The 15,189-nt window shown below is 52.5% G+C and carries 14 protein-coding genes; 7 read left to right on the top strand and 7 right to left on the bottom strand.

The features are described from left to right. Positions 1-19: 19 nt before the first annotated feature. Genes arnD through arnB form a run of 4 tightly spaced genes read right to left on the bottom strand, consistent with a single transcriptional unit; the run spans position 20 to position 5,005 of the window. Complete coding sequence (gene arnD / locus LBW88_RS15390) at positions 20-904, bottom strand: 4-deoxy-4-formamido-L-arabinose-phosphoundecaprenol deformylase (RefSeq protein ID WP_224933223.1); 885 nt, start codon at positions 902-904, stop codon at positions 20-22. Then, on the bottom strand, positions 901-2,880 hold the full coding sequence (arnA, locus tag LBW88_RS15385) for a bifunctional UDP-4-amino-4-deoxy-L-arabinose formyltransferase/UDP-glucuronic acid oxidase ArnA (protein WP_224933224.1): 1,980 nt from the start codon (positions 2,878-2,880) through the stop codon (positions 901-903). Before arnA ends, arnD begins: the two co-directional genes overlap by 4 nt. Beyond that, positions 2,877-3,863: an undecaprenyl-phosphate 4-deoxy-4-formamido-L-arabinose transferase gene (arnC, locus tag LBW88_RS15380; RefSeq protein ID WP_224933225.1), complete on the bottom strand. Its 987-nt coding sequence runs from the start codon at positions 3,861-3,863 to the stop codon at positions 2,877-2,879. The genes arnA and arnC overlap by 4 nt, the downstream gene beginning before the upstream one ends. 5 nt (positions 3,864-3,868) lie before the next feature. Then, positions 3,869-5,005 (bottom strand): UDP-4-amino-4-deoxy-L-arabinose aminotransferase, encoded by a 1,137-nt coding sequence (gene arnB / locus LBW88_RS15375; protein ID WP_224933226.1) that lies wholly within the window; start codon positions 5,003-5,005, stop codon positions 3,869-3,871. Positions 5,006-5,521: 516 nt separating this feature from the next. On the opposite strand from arnB, the gene LBW88_RS15370 reads away from it, so the two are divergent. Then, positions 5,522-5,731 carry a hypothetical protein gene (locus LBW88_RS15370; protein ID WP_034829841.1) on the top strand — a complete coding sequence of 70 codons (210 nt, stop codon included), beginning with the start codon at positions 5,522-5,524 and terminating at the stop codon, positions 5,729-5,731. A 22-nt stretch (positions 5,732-5,753) separates the two neighbouring features. Here LBW88_RS15370 and LBW88_RS15365 read toward each other — a convergent pair whose 3' ends face one another. Further along, the gene (locus LBW88_RS15365) at positions 5,754-6,899 is read right to left on the bottom strand and encodes a phytanoyl-CoA dioxygenase family protein (RefSeq protein ID WP_224933227.1); all 1,146 of its coding nucleotides are present in this window, start codon (positions 6,897-6,899) and stop codon (positions 5,754-5,756) included. 150 nt (positions 6,900-7,049) lie between these two features. On the opposite strand from LBW88_RS15365, the gene LBW88_RS15360 reads away from it, so the two are divergent. The 4 genes from LBW88_RS15360 to LBW88_RS15345 all read left to right on the top strand — a co-directional run bounded on the left by LBW88_RS15360 (position 7,050) and on the right by LBW88_RS15345 (position 12,029). Next, on the top strand, positions 7,050-8,066 hold the full coding sequence (locus LBW88_RS15360; protein WP_224933228.1) for a substrate-binding domain-containing protein: 1,017 nt from the start codon (positions 7,050-7,052) through the stop codon (positions 8,064-8,066). Positions 8,067-8,187: 121 nt separating this feature from the next. Beyond that, positions 8,188-8,952: a prepilin peptidase gene (locus LBW88_RS15355; RefSeq protein WP_224933229.1), complete on the top strand. Its 765-nt coding sequence runs from the start codon at positions 8,188-8,190 to the stop codon at positions 8,950-8,952. A gap of 215 nt (positions 8,953-9,167) precedes the next feature. Continuing rightward, entirely contained in the window at positions 9,168-10,550 is a 1,383-nt protein-coding gene (locus LBW88_RS15350; protein WP_224933230.1) for a diaminobutyrate--2-oxoglutarate transaminase, read from the top strand. Positions 10,551-10,562: 12 nt separating this feature from the next. Further along, on the top strand, positions 10,563-12,029 hold the full coding sequence (locus tag LBW88_RS15345; RefSeq protein WP_224933231.1) for a pyridoxal phosphate-dependent decarboxylase family protein: 1,467 nt from the start codon (positions 10,563-10,565) through the stop codon (positions 12,027-12,029). 126 nt (positions 12,030-12,155) lie between these two features. On the opposite strand, the gene LBW88_RS15340 is transcribed toward LBW88_RS15345, so the two are convergent. Next, complete coding sequence (locus LBW88_RS15340; protein WP_224933232.1) at positions 12,156-12,548, bottom strand: RidA family protein; 393 nt, start codon at positions 12,546-12,548, stop codon at positions 12,156-12,158. A gap of 131 nt (positions 12,549-12,679) precedes the next feature. On the opposite strand from LBW88_RS15340, the gene LBW88_RS15335 reads away from it, so the two are divergent. Further along, positions 12,680-13,288: a TetR/AcrR family transcriptional regulator gene (locus LBW88_RS15335; protein WP_224933233.1), complete on the top strand. Its 609-nt coding sequence runs from the start codon at positions 12,680-12,682 to the stop codon at positions 13,286-13,288. Here the strand turns inward: LBW88_RS15335 and LBW88_RS15330 are convergent. Next, entirely contained in the window at positions 13,263-14,180 is a 918-nt protein-coding gene (locus tag LBW88_RS15330; protein WP_224933234.1) for a LysR family transcriptional regulator, read from the bottom strand. The two genes, LBW88_RS15335 and LBW88_RS15330, sit on opposite strands and share 26 nt — an antisense overlap. Positions 14,181-14,277: 97 nt before the next feature. Between LBW88_RS15330 and LBW88_RS15325 the strand changes: the two genes are divergently transcribed. Then, positions 14,278-15,135 (top strand): aldo/keto reductase family oxidoreductase, encoded by an 858-nt coding sequence (locus LBW88_RS15325; RefSeq protein ID WP_224933235.1) that lies wholly within the window; start codon positions 14,278-14,280, stop codon positions 15,133-15,135. Positions 15,136-15,189: the final 54 nt, after the last annotated feature.

Below are 15,189 nucleotides of genomic sequence, written 5' to 3'. Positions count from 1 at the left end.
TAAAGTTTCCTGTTAACGTCTAGCTCTGGCAGCCAAGCCAGCCTTCACGTCCGGGTATATGCCCACGCACCAGATTGCCCTGAGGCAGCGTGCTGAGATCGTCCGGCAACAACTCGCTCAGAGGGCAAAAGTGAATGCCCTGTTGCTCAGCGCGGGTTAATAGCTCGCCAAAAGCCTTAGAACCAATAATGCCTTCGACTTCAGCATGAATGGTGTACACCGGCGATCCTTCAGCTGCGAGCATCTGTTCAAGGATGAAATCGTTGTAGTCAGCAGCGCTAACCGACTGTCCCACCACTTCATCCCAGGTTGGCAACGTCACGGGGATTTGTACCGTGCCTAAGCTGCCATCACGCAGACGCGGCAAGAAAGGTCCGGTGCCACGACAATCGCTGTTGTAGCTGAAGCCAAAGGTTTGCTTAGCTGCAACGACACGACCATCCGCACGCCATCCCGCAACGGCGGAACAAGTGACGCTGTCACCTATAATCGATTCCAGCGCGGCTTTACCGCGTGAAATCTGTTCCAGTAGTTTCTGTTCTGGCCATACGCCAGCCCAGGTTTGCCACGCAAAGTGATCCCAGGCATGCAGACCGACTTCGTGATGGTCAGCCGTAGCACTGATGATCTCCTCCAGGCCACGACCAATCTCGCGTCCCGGCCAGGCCGTGCCAGCTAATAAAATATCCCAGCCGTAGAGAGAAGCTGCGCGTGAGCGCAGCATTTTCCATAAGAAGCGCGGTTTCATCAGGCGCCACAAGTGGCGCCCCATGTTATCCGGCCCTACGCTAAAGAAGAAACTGGCCTGCAACTGGTGCAGGCTAAACTGCTCTAGCAGCGCCGGAACGCCGAGTTTGGTTCCACGCCAGGTATCAACATCTACGCGCAAACCAATTTTCTTCATGGCTTATCCTGCAACTCAACGGTGCGCAGGAAGAAATCCAGCGTGTTATCGATCGTGGTATCCATCTCGATGGTCGGTGTCCAGTCAATCAGGCGACGTGCATTTTTGATCGACGGTTTACGATGTTCGACATCCTGATAACCTTTACCGTAATAGCTGCTGCTTTCTACTTCACGGAAACCTGCAAACGGCGGGAATTGGTCGCGCAGCGGATGACGTTCAAAGCTTGCCAGCAGACGTTCAGCCAGTTCTTTGATGCTCGCCTCGTTTTCCGGGTTACCGATGTTGACGATCTGACTGTCGCAGTTGTTGTTTTTGTTCTCGATAATGCGGAACAGCGCTTCGATACCATCGCGAATGTCAGTGAAGCAGCGCTTCTGTGCACCCCCGTCGATCAACTTGATCGGCGAACCTTCAACCAGGTTGAGGATCAGTTGGGTGATGGCACGGGAGCTACCAATACGCGCAGCGTTCAGGTTATCGAGACGCGGGCCCATCCAGTTAAATGGTCGGAACAGCGTGAAACGCAGCCCTTCTTTTTCGCCGTACGCCCAGATCACACGATCCAATAGTTGTTTGGACACGGAATAGATCCAGCGCTGTTTGTTGATCGGTCCCACCACCAGATTGGAGTGATCTTCATCGAAGTGCTTATCGGTGCACATGCCGTACACCTCCGATGTGGATGGGAAGATGATGCGTTTTTTGTATTTTACGCAATCGCGTATGATCTTGAGGTTCTCTTCAAAATCGAGTTCGAACACGCGCAGCGGGTTGCGGGTGTATTCAATTGGCGTAGCAATCGCCACCAGCGGCAACACCACATCACATTTTTTGATGTGATATTCGATCCATTCCGAGTGAATGCTGATATCACCCTCAACAAAGTGGAAGCGCGGCTGATCGAGGAAACGGCTGATGGCATCCGATCCAATATCCAGACCGTAAACTTCGAAGTTATCATCCTGCAGCAAGCGTTCGGTCAGGTGGTTACCGATAAATCCGTTTACACCCAGGATCAACACGCGCGTACGACGTTTAACGGCCGCAACCGGCTGAGAGTACAACAGTGCGCCCGGCACCATCCCCAGACTTTGTGCCAACTGGCTGCCGTTCATATAGACGCCGTTTTCACTTTGTCCGGTCACCACTTCCAGGGCGCCTTCACCGCAGGCAATCAGGAAAGGTTCAACGGAAATCACCGTGCCTGGCTTGGCTTTAGGCGCATCGGCATGTACGCGCCCTTTCCACACCACAAACTTCACGGTTCCGGCGAAAGCAAATGCACCCGGCCATGGATCGGTAACCGCACGCACCAGGTTGTTGATTGACTGTGCGGACTGTTCCCACTTAATGCGACCATCTTCTGGCGTGCGACGTCCCACCACTGTCGCCTGGCTATGATCTTGAGGCGTCGCCACAATCTCACCACGCTTCATCGCCGGCAATGCCTGCTCCAGTAGTTGTGAAGCACAGGTCGTCAGTTTGCGATGCAGAGTTAAGGCGTTGTCTTGCTCATCAATGGCGACACGTTGCTGTGCCACGATATCGCCCGCATCCGCGCGTTTCACCATGCGATGCAAAGTCACACCCGTTTCGGTCTCACCATTCACCAGTGCCCAGTTCAGCGGTGCGCGCCCACGATATTTAGGCAGCAGTGAACCGTGCAGGTTGAAAGCACCCAGACGGGCGCTGCTCAGGATGCTGTCATTGAGCAGATTGCGATAGTAGAAGGAGAAAATGTAATCCGGCGCCATGGTTTTAATGCGATCGACCCACAGCGGATGGTTGGCATCTTCCGGCGCATACACCGGGATACCTTGTTCAGCCGCCAGACGGGCGACCGAACCAAAGAAATGATTCTCAGTGGCAGAATCAGCGTGGGTGAAAATCGCACTGATTTCAAAACCCGCATTTAACAGCGCAGTAATACCTGCACAGCCCATATCGTGATAGGCGAAGACGATAGTTTTCATTGCTCAATTTCCTGTACAGAGGAGACATCTTTCTGCGAGTTAATAACACGTTGAATGAAGTAGCGCGGACGAGCGCGGACGTCGTTGTAAATTCGGCCGATGTATTCGCCGAGTAAGCCCATGCCGATAAACTGCGCGCCGACAAAAATAAACAGCACTGCAAACAGCATGAACACACCGTCCCCGGCCCAGTCGGCACCGAGGAACAAACGCAACACAATCAGCACCAGTGAGAAGGCAAAACCGGACAGCGCAATCAGGCTGCCGACGATACTCAGCAGGCGCAGTGGCGTGGTGGTCAGGCAAGTCACCAGGTCGTACATCAGGTTAATGAGCTTCATAAAGCTGTACTTCGAGTCACCAAACTCGCGCTCAGCATGGGCTACAGGCAGCTCGATAGTGCGGCGTGCAAAGGTGTTCGCAAGGATAGGAATAAAGGTGCTGCGCTCGTGACAGTTGAGCATGGCATCGACGATGTGACGGCGATAAGCACGCAACATACAGCCGTAGTCGCCCATGGCTTTACCGGTGACGCGTTGAATCAGCTGGTTGATGGTGCGTGAAGCGCGGCGACGGAACCAACTGTCCTGACGGTTTTGACGCACGGTGCCGACCACGTCATAACCCTGCTGAGCCGCTTTGACCAGATTGGGGATCTCTTCTGGCGGATTCTGTAAATCGGCATCCAGTGTGATGATCAAGTCACCTGACACATGGTTAAAACCGGCCATGATTGCCGAGTGCTGACCGTAGTTACGGTTTAGCAAGACGCCAACCACGTGGCTGCCCGGCATATCAGCGGCTTCGGCAATCATCTCTCCAGAGCGGTCGCTACTGCCGTCATCCACCAGCAAGATTTCGTAATCCAGATTCAGCACAGCACAAGCCGCATCGGTGCGACGCACCAACTCTGGCAGGCTCTCCTCTTCGTTATAAACCGGGATCACCACGGAGACTTTACGAATGATTTGTTCTTCAAGCATGGCAATCAAACTCCAGCGATATGACGTAATACGCCGATCACGCGGCTGACGTCTTCATCGCGCATATCAGGGAACAGCGGTATTGAGCAGATGCGATCGCTATTCCATTCCGTGTTTGGCAGGGAAAGTTGCGGATAACGTTCGCGGTAATATTTGTGGGTGTGCGCGGCACGGAAATGCAATCCAGTGCCAATGTCCTGCGCTTTCAGTGTTTCCATCAGCGCGTCACGGCTTAAACCGCAGGTGGCTTCATCAGCGCGGATGATAAACAGATGCCAGGCATGTTGATGCGACCATTCAGGTTGAGCGAGCGGTAAGAAAGGTGTATCCGCCAGCTCGGTCAGATAGCGCTGCGCAATCTCCGCACGACGCGTATTAATGGCAGCCAGCTTGTTTAGCTGCACCAGCGCAATCGCTGCGCTGATATCGGGCAAGTTGTATTTGAAACCCGGCATGATCACTTCAGCCTGCGGTTTACGCCCGTGGGTATGGCGATCATAGGCATCCACACCCAAACCATGGAATTTCAGGCTGCGCATACGATCGGCTAGTTCAGCGTCGTCGGTGACGATCAACCCCCCCTCTGCACAGGTCATATTCTTAATGGCATGGAAGGAGAAAATGGCCGTACTTTGCTGGCCAACGTGCTGACCTTTGTAGTAGCAACCTGCGGCATGTGCAGCATCTTCTATGACGGCAATGCCGTGGCGCTCGCCGATAGCGCGAATCGCATCAATATCCGCAGGTGCTCCGGCATAATGCACCGGAATAATGGCGCGGGTGCGAGGGGTAATCGCTGCTTCAATTTGCTCCGGTGTAACCATCAGCGTATCGCGATCAATATCAATCATTACCGGCGTTGCGCCGAGTAACGTAATGATGTTAATCGTCGACACCCACGTCAGTGAGGGGGTAATAACCTCATCACCGGGTTGAATATTTAACGCAAGAAGCGTGACGTGCATTCCAGCAGTCGCTGAGCTGACGGCAATCGCATGTTGATTACCGGTTAGCTGGCAAAAGGCTTGTTCCAGTTCCGCATTTTTAGGACCGGTGGTGATCCAGCCAGATTCAAATACTGCTTTTACCGCCGCTAACTCTTCCTCGCCCAACGACGGGCGCGAGAATGGAAGAAAAGTCATAAGTTTACCTTAACGTTTTACACTCAAAGTTGCCTGCAACAGGACCAATTGCAGTGTGCAGTGATTCAGTTCCCTAACAACATTCAGTAACTTGCTGTTTAACCGTAGATTAAGCGGTCCCAATTCGGTAGCACGAACTGTTAATTTTTTAATCTGGCGCAAAAAACTTAAGCACACCTGTCATATTGCCTCGTAGAACAAAATACGGAGGAAAACTTAACGGAACATTAAATGGCAGTAAGACAAGATGAGTTATTTCTTAAACGTTGATGATCGGTAGAGAAACCTGGCGGGTAATGTCCTCCTGAGAACAATATTCATCAATTTTTCATTAAATATTCAAAATAGATTAATCAACGCAAGAGCGGAGGAAAGAGGATTAGGGAGTTTCTATTTAAATCAATGATAAACATAACGATAAAAAATTAACCTATACTGTTCTTAAGGTTAAATTAATATTCCAGCCTTACTCTATGTTGGGAAATCTAACGGCATATAAATGGAGGAGGATACGCAATGAATACTGGAGCCGACAGACTCGCTCAGGCAGCGCTGCGCCGCCACCATATCGGAGTGAAAACCAAGGGTTTGCGATTTCGTGGTGATTTGTATGTGTTTCGCTACAACGCAGGCCATTATGACGTGTTTCTCAATAATGACCGCGTGATGTCTCTGGCCACCAGCAACGTGCAGGAAGCCATTCAAATGTTCAAACAGCAGTCCTAAGTCTGACTGCTGTTCTCAAAGGCTACGCTCGACGTTTTTCAGTATGTGCATCCAAAGCCGCTTCAAATTCCGCTGAACTCCAGCCCGCTTCCAGTGCCTCACTCACCAACTGTTGCTGCGTTTTAGGAACCATTCCGCCAACCGGTGGATCGGTATCTAAATTGGTTGGGAATGAATAACCGCGCGCGGCAACGGCGATGGCTGCATTAAGATCGGCTGCATTGAGACGCGCCTCGCGCAACACCGGATAAACCCATTTAAGCAACTGCTCATGGTTAACCTCTTCCATTGGCACGCCGAAAGCAGAGGAGATCTGCAGCAAGTTCGCCGTTCGGACGTGATCCTCGGTGGTGTTATTACCCGCAGCATGGAATAACGCCGGATTGAAGAACAACCCGTCGCCCTTCTTCAACGGCAATTGTACGAAGTTATCGGCAAAATATTGGGCAAACTCTGGACGTCGATACGCAATGTAGCCCATCTCATATTGATGTGACCAGGGCAGCAAACGGGTGGGACCCGATGCCAACGGCATATCACTGTGCGCTACCGCACCCTGCAACGTCAGGTATTGCGAGAGAATGTGAACGGGAATCGGAAACTCAGCCGCGAAAGCACTTTGCTGGAAACCCAGATGATAGTCGCGGTGCGCCTGTTGCGCTTCGCCTCCGGGGCGAACCTGATTGACCTGAGAAGTCATGCTCCACGCCGGCCCCAGCCACGCCTGACAAATTAATCCCAACGTCGGGTTAGCATAGTAGTCAATAAAGACCTGAGGGTTTGCCTGTGCCAGCTTTTGCAGCGCATTCCAGATGCGTCCGTTATTGCCCGCTTTGGAGAAGTGATCGGACTGAACTTTCGACTTTGCCTCTTCATGCATGATGGCTTCAAAAACTTGTGATGCCCGGTCAACGCATGCCAGATCGGTGTACAGCCCACGAACCACAAAAACGCCTGGGCCGTAAGAGAGCGCTTTGTGCAACTCACTCAGGACGCCCTTTTTATCCGTGACTGCCGCGTCATCCAGCACGTCACGATCGTAAATCAGCACTTCAGAGATCACCTCACTGGCGAGCGGATAATCCTCAGCATTCACTGACTGTGCGCAAAATTCTCGCAAGTCTCCCAGCGCGGCCTGGTCTTCATTTACAAAGTAATGTGATGTCATGATGACCTCATCGTTATGTCCGTTTACAGGGGATGTTCTTGTCGCCTAACACCGGCAGTGACTGCCTGACACGACTTGATACCCCACAAACTAGCAGCTACATTACGTTAACAAAACATCAAAAATACCTCATAAACACCTCATAACATCATGGGAAAATTTACCTTAAAGCAAATTGCGGCACAGTCAGGATTAAGCCTGGCGACAATCGACCGGGCACTGCACCATCGTGGCCGAGTGCATCCACAAACCGAGCATCGTATTCAACAGGCCATTGCCGATCTTGAGTTGCTGCGTAAGACGGGGCTGGCGCAAGGCCGAACGTTGTATTTCGATATCATCATGCATACGCCGGCTCGCTTCAGTGAGTTAGTACGTGAGGCATTCACCAGCCAAATCTCCAGCTTCGGTGCTTTTCGTTTACAACTGCGATTCCACTGCCATGAAAATATGACCGTTGAAGAAGTGGATGCACTGCTGAAAAAATGCGCATTAAACAGTCACGGCATTATTTTGAAAGCCATCAATGACGACCGCCTGTTGCCAACACTGGAAAGCCTCAGCAAACAGCGTATTCCTATCGTGACGGTAGTGACTGATATGCCTGCCAGCACACGCCTGCGTTATATCGGTATGGATAACACCAGCGCGGGAAAAGCGGCGGCGTTCCTGATGTCAAAATGGTTGCGAATCGATAAAGCACATATCGCCGCTGTTATCGGCAGTCAGGACTTTGTCGGCGAACAGGAACGTATTGATGGTTTTATTGCGGGCATGGCGCAATTAGCGCCTCAGCATCAGGTCAAGCTCATCGCTGGGGGATTTGGTATCGATCAACTGATGTACCAATGTGTACACGCCTTCCTGTCACAACAGCCAGATATTCATGCGGTTTATACCGTAGGGGGTGGAAACGCGGGGATCCTGCGCGCCTTTGATGAACACAATATCCAAATCGACGCTTTTATTGGTCACGATCTCGATCGGGAAAATCGCGCGCTGATGCAAGCTGGACGAATCGATGCGTTGATCGACCATAGCTTACAGCAGGATGCGCAGCAGGCTTTCCGTGCCCTGCTCGAATTCCACGGTTTTTTACCTGAAACTGCACTGCCAGCGCCCTCTTCACGCATCAACATCATCACGCGTTTCAACATGTACAGTTGAATCGTTGAAACTGCTCTGAAATCGAACTGAAAACCGATGAAATGTCCGCTTAAAACTCGCTCACTTTTCCATTCGGGCGTAGCCTCTCTTGCCTCATGCAAAGGGATCGCCGAGGTTAATCATGGAGTGGATGTTGTGGATAGTGATGTGGGTGTTGGGATCAAGCGTTGGCAGCTTCATTAACGTCGTGGTGTACCGACTCCCCAGAAAATGGCAGCACCTGGAAGAGCGGATGAGTTTGTGGCGACCCGCTTCACACTGCCCGAAATGCAAACAGGCGCTGCGCTGGCGAGATTTGCTGCCCGTTATCAGCTGGCTGCTTTTACGGGGTAAATGTCGAGATTGTCACTCTGCAATCAGTGCACGTTACCCCGTGATCGAATTTTTCAGCGCATCGGTCAGCCTCATCCTCGTCTTCTTCTTTCCTGTTGACGGACATTTCGCCATCACGCTCCTGCTGTTTTGGGCGCTGCTAACCCTATCGCTGATCGATATTGACCATTATTTGTTGCCGGATGTGATCACCCTGCCATTGCTGTGGTTTGGACTATTATTAAAAGCAGTCGGATGGCTACCGGGCTCACTCAATGATGCCGTGTTTAGCGTGGTGTCAGGGTACAGTGCACTTTGGTTAATAAGCCATTTATATCAATGTTTTAGTGGGAAATTGGCACTAGGTATGGGCGACGCAAAGTTAGTGGCAGCATTGGGTGCATGGCTGGGTTGGGCACTTTTGCCCTATGCGCTGATACTGGCTTGTGTGGGCGCAATTTGCGCACTATTTTTCGCCAAAATTTGCTGGCAACGTGACCTCTCTCAACCCCTTGCTTTCGGTCCCTGGATTGCTCTGGCGGGCATAAGTCTTTTTATTAACACGATTATTTAATAACCACTTCATCTGCTGGCGCTAAAATAGGCGGCCAATTAGTGGCCAACGCCCTGATTACTATATGAAAAGAATAAACAATTCTAAACAAAATTAATCATTGTGATGTAGGTCAAAAGGCTCTATATTGGCCGCGTTTTTTAAACCACTGATACTTTTTTGTTCAACTAGTCAATCGGCCAGCCATCACGAGCCCCGGTTGAAGGAGAGATATGATGACGGATAAAGTCCGTATTGATAATTTTGGTGCCAACGCATTCAATGGAAACAACGACGCCTTCTTAGCCCGTCAGGCTGAGTTTGAATCAAACGTCAGGAGTTACCCGCGCAAGCTGCCTTTAGCGATAGCTAAAGCTAACGGCGTGTGGATTACAGATGTTGAGAACAAACAATATCTGGACTGTCTGGCTGGCGCAGGGACGCTGGCACTTGGTCACAACCATCCTGATGTTCTGCAGAGCATCCAAAATGTCATTACCAGCGGCTTGCCGTTACATACTCTTGATCTGACGACACCTCTGAAAGATCAATTCTCAGAATCTCTGCTCTCGCTGCTGCCTGGCCAGGGTAAAGAATATTGCCTGCAATTCACCGGTCCTTCTGGTGCGGATGCGGTTGAAGCAGCACTGAAGCTGGCGAAGAAAGTCACCGGCCGTAGCGGCGTGATCAGCTTCTCTGGCGGTTACCATGGTATGACCCATGGCGCGCTGGCTGTTACCGGCAATCTGTCACCGAAAGAAGCCGTTAACGGTATGATGCCAGAAGTGCAGTTCATGCCTTACCCGCATCTGTATCGTTGCCCACTGGGTCTCGGTGGTGACGCCGGTGTTAAAGCCCTGACTTACTACTTCGAAAACCTGATCAACGACGTGGAAAGCGGCGTACGCAAACCTGCGGCTGTTATCCTGGAAGCGGTTCAGGGTGAAGGCGGTGTGAACCCGGCTCCGGTCGAATGGTTGCAGCGCATCCGTAAAGTGACTCAGGAACACGGCATTCTGCTGATCCTTGATGAAGTCCAGGCTGGCTTTGCCCGTACCGGCAAATTCTTCGCCTTCGAACACGCTGGCATTCAGCCAGACATCATCGTGATGTCTAAAGCTGTGGGCGGCGGTCTGCCACTGGCTGTTCTGGGTATTAAAAAGCAGTTCGACGCCTGGTCTCCTGGCCACCACACTGGTACCTTCCGTGGCAACCAGTTGGCGATGGCCACCGGTCTCGCCACTCTGAAAGTCCTGACCGAGCAGAACATCGCCGGCAAAGTGGCTGAGCAAGGTGAATGGCTGAAAGCACAGCTGGCTGAGATGCAGAAACGCTTCCCGGTTATCGGTCACATTCGCGGCATGGGTATGATGATCGGTATTGAGATCGTTAAACCAAATGAAGCGGCTGACCATATGGGTAGCCTGCCAGCTGATGGCGAGCTTTCTGCGCTGCTGCAGAAGAAGTGCTTCGAAGCAGGTCTGATTCTGGAGCGTGGCGGTCGTCACGGTGCAGTACTGCGTCTGTTGCCGTCACTGCTGATCACCAACGAAGAGCTGGCGATTTTCCTGGATAAATTTGAGCAGGCGCTGATTGGCGCTGGCGTCAAACCTGTTTGATTGGAAGAGTAAATGTCTGAAGTAAACCCGATTCTGGCCGCCTCTGCACAGAGCATTGAGGCGTACCAGCAGGCGATTGCCCAAAGCAGCGCCGCGGTTGTGCAGTGGCTGCAACAGCCTGAGATGTATCAAGGCAAAAGTGTTGCCGAACTGCGCGAGCGTATCACGCTCGACTTCAATCCAAACGGCCTGGGTAACCAGGCCGCGATTGAACGCGCGATTGAGTATTTCCTGAAAGACAGCCTGTCAGTGCACCACCCACAATGTGTGGCGCACCTGCACTGCCCGAGCCTGGTGGTAAGCCAGGCCGCTGAAGTGCTGATCAACGCCACCAACCAGAGTATGGATTCGTGGGATCAGAGCCCTTCTGCCACCATCATTGAGGTCAAATTGATCGAATGGTTGCGTGCGCAAGTGGGTTACCCGGCGGGCGATGCTGGCGTATTCACCAGTGGTGGTACGCAGAGTAACCTGATGGGTCTGATGCTGGCACGCGACGCCTTCTTCGCGCGTCAGGGTCACTCTGTTCAGCAGGATGGTATCACTGGCGATCTGCGTAAGATCAAAGTGCTGTGTTCTGAGAACGCGCACTTCTCTGTGCAGAAGAATATGGCGCTGCTGGGCCACGGCTATCAGTCAGTTGTACTGGTGAAATCTGATGAATTCGCCCGTATGGACGTGAATGACCTGAAAGCCAAGCTGGCTCAGGCTGATGCGAACGGTGACCAGATTCTGGCTATCGTGGCAACGGCCGGTACCACTGACGCTGGTGCTATCGACCCACTGCGTGAAATCGCGGGTATTGCTGCACAGCGCAATATCTGGGTGCACGTTGACGCAGCCTGGGGCGGCGCACTGCTGCTGTCAGAGAAGTACCGTGACTACCTGGACGGCCTGGAGTTAGTGGATTCCGTCACCCTGGACTTCCACAAACAGTATTTCCAGACCATCAGCTGTGGCGCATTCCTGTTGAAAGACGAGCGTCACTACGAGCTGATGCGTTATCAGGCGGCTTACCTGAACTCTGAGTTCGATGAAGAAGCCGGTGTTCCTAACCTGGTATCTAAATCTCTGCAGACCACGCGTCGTTTTGATGCATTGAAACTGTGGATGGGTCTTGAAGCGCTGGGTCAGAAACAATACGCAGCGATCATCGATCACGGCGTGACGCTTGCACAGGAAGTGGCGAAGTTTGTGACTTCAGAACCACGCCTTGAGCTGGTGATGCAGCCACAGCTGGCAAGCGTACTGTTCCGCTACCGTCCAGAGCAACTGACCGATACCGCGCAGATTGCTCTGTTCAACCAGCGCATCGGCGATGCTCTGCTGGATTCAGGCCTCGCTAACGTTGGCGTGACTGAAAACCAGGGCGTTACCTGTCTGAAGTTGACGCTGCTGAACCCAACCGTGACGCTGGAAGACATTAAAGTCTTGCTGGCGCTGGTTGAGAAGACCGCGAATCAGTTGCTGAACGCGTAATCTCACATGATGCGATAAAGCCGATAACTGGCAACGGTTATCGGCTTTTTTATTGCAGTTGATGTTCTGCCCTTCCTGAGACGCCCCCGCTGATGCCCGGTGCACCTCCCTGTGCGGCTAGGCTGCTTACTGCGGAATACGCGCAATCACCTTAATTTCAAAATCAAACCCCGCCAGCCAATTGACACCTACGGCTGTCCAGTTTGGATAAGGCGGTTCACCGAAATGACGCAAACGCACTTCGTTCACAATTGCGAACTGGTTTTCAGGATCGGTATGAAAACTGGTGACATCCACCACATCATCCAGGGTGCATCCTGCCGCTTTTAAGACTGCCTGCAAATTCTCGAACGCAAGATTGACCTGGCGTGCAAAATCCGGTTCCGCAGAACCGTCTTCCCGGCTGCCAACCTGCCCCGATACAAACAGCAGATCTCCCGAACGGATGGCCGCGGAATATTGATTGATTTCATACAGCGCCTGACGCCCTGCTGGAAAAATCGCGTCGCGTTTGCTCATAATGACTCTCCTGATGGAAAAATGGGGTGATAGCCGGTTAGCTAAGCCAGCAATCGCTTTAACATACGCTGCGTATGTATTACTATGGATAACATACGCAGCGTATGTCAATGCAATTTTAAGGAGTCTTTATGGCGGCCAAACGACGAGCAGATCAGGTAGAAGAAACCCGCGCCAAATTAATTGAAGCCGCCAGACGGGCATTTGCGGAGAAAGGTTATAGCGCTGCATCAATGGATGATCTGACCGCTGAGGCAGGTCTGACGCGAGGCGCGCTATATCATAATTTCGGCGACAAAAAGGGTTTATTGCAGGCTGTTATTGACCAGATCGACGCTGAAATATTGATACAAATGCGCGCAGCAGGTCAGCAATTTGAGTCGAAATGGCATGCATTTTTGGCAGAAGCCATCACCTATATTGAGATGTCGCTAGAACCTGAAGTACAACGAATTATGCTGTTAGATGGCCCGGCCGTTCTCGGTGATCCTTCACAATGGCCTAATCAAACCGCGTGTCTGCGCACCACTGCCGATATGCTGGAAAATCTGATTGCAGAAGGCACGGTGAAGCCGATGGATACCGAAGCGGCGGCGCATTTAGTCAATGGTGCCGCACTGAATGCCGCTCTGTGGATTGCCGCCTCCCGCGAACCGGTAGCCGCACTCCCACGGGCAGTTGAAGCCTTCCGCGTGTTGATGTCGGGTCTTCTGGTCAATCCACCCGCGGCGGCGCATTAAGTTCGCGCACATAATCAAGAAACGCCTGCAGCGGTGCCGGGATCAAGCGGCGATCGTTATAGTAAAGCCACAATCCTGAAAAACTCTGCCACCACTCGCTCAGTACCGGTTGCAGGCTGCCATTATCCAGCGCGGGTTTGATCCAATCTTCAAACAGGTACACCACCCCTGCGCCGGATACTGCAGCTGCGACGGTCAGATCCATGGCCGCGCCAATACTGCATATGAGCGGCCCCTTAGGCTGTAAACGCACCACCTCTTCGCCCTTCTCGAACTCCCAATCCGCAATCACGCCCGTGGCATAGCGGCCATACAAACAACGATGCTGTAGCAAATCACGTGGATGTTGTGGCGTGCCAAATTTCGCCAGATAGGCGGATGAAGCCGCTGCCGCAAAACGCTGCACGCGAGGCCCAATCGGTAAAGCCACCATATCCTGCTCCAGATGATCGTCGTAACGAATCCCGGCATCACAGCCGTCGCGGAAGATATCCTGCACATTGCTTTCCGCCACCACTTCCAACTGTATGTCAGGATATCGCGCCAGGAAGCCGGGCACGATAGATGGCAAAACCAAGCGGGCCGCGCTGACGGGCACATTGATTCGTAACGTGCCACCCGGCGTAGTGCGGAAATGATTGAGCGAATCGAGTGCCGCATCCACTTCATTCATTGCCGGCATTAAACGCGTCATTAACGCCCTGCCTGCTTCGGTGAGTGCAACGGTGCGCGTGGTACGATTGAACAACCGCACGCCTAATTGCTCCTCGGCTCGCCTTACCGCATCGCTTAAGCGTGAAGGATTGCTACCGGTCATGCGAGCCGCTTCACGAAAGCCACCCGCTTTTGCCACCGCCACCACCGCATGCAGCAATGCTATATCCAATGCCATTGTTCGCCTTTCCGTACACTGTGTCCCGATTTCACCGGATAGTTGCACAGTAATCTGTCGATTACAATCTGTACACACATCGACGAAGGAGGTTTCCATGTCCCACAACGTAAAGACTTATACTTTGGGTGATCGTCAGGTTAAACGCCTCGGTTATGGCGCCATGCAGCTCGCCGGCAAAGGCGTGTTCGGCCCGCCAGCCGATGAAAATCGGGCATTACAAGTGCTACGTGATGCGGTGGCTGCTGGCGTCAATCATATCGATACCAGCGACTTTTATGGCCCGCACATTACTAACCAACTGATAAAGAAAGCCCTGCATCCTTACTCCGACGACCTGGTGATCGTCACTAAAGTCGGCGCACGCCGTGATGCGAAAGGAGGCTGGTTGCCCGCTTTCTCGCCCGATGAGTTGACACAGGCGGTAGAAGATAATCTGCGTCATCTGGGTCTGGAGGTGATGGAAGTGGTGAACCTGCGTTCAATGCTCGACGTGCACGCACCCGCAGAAGGCTCACTGGAACCGCAGGTCGAAGCGATGATCAAGCTTAAAGAGCGCGGCCTGGTCAAGCATATTGGTATGAGCAACGTGACGGCCAGACAAGTGGAAGACGCGCAGAAAATGACGCCGATAGCCTGTGTGCAAAACCTCTACAATCTGGCAAATCGGCAGGATGAGGCGCTGGTCGATCAACTAGCAGCGCAAGGTATTCCATACGTGCCTTTCTTCCCGTTGGGCGGTTTCTCACCGCTGCAATCTGAACAGCTTACGGAAGTGGCAAACGAGTTGAATGCCACCACGTTGCAGGTCGCGCTGGCCTGGTTACTTCAGCGTTCGCCCAACATTCTGTTGATTCCCGGTACTTCATCACCAGAACATCTCCAGCAGAATCTTGCCAGTGGCGATCTGGTGTTGAGTGCCGAAGTCGTGCAGCGTTTAAACGGCATCGCGTAGTCCTGAGTGACGCGGCCTTCGGGCCGCACATCACCATGATTGCAGGCGTACACG

Source organism: Pantoea sp. alder81 (genome assembly GCF_020179835.1).
In the GTDB taxonomy this organism is placed as follows: domain Bacteria; phylum Pseudomonadota; class Gammaproteobacteria; order Enterobacterales; family Enterobacteriaceae; genus Pantoea.
The sequence above is the reverse complement of the archived record's forward strand: the minus strand, read 5'-3'. Positions and strand labels throughout refer to the sequence as shown.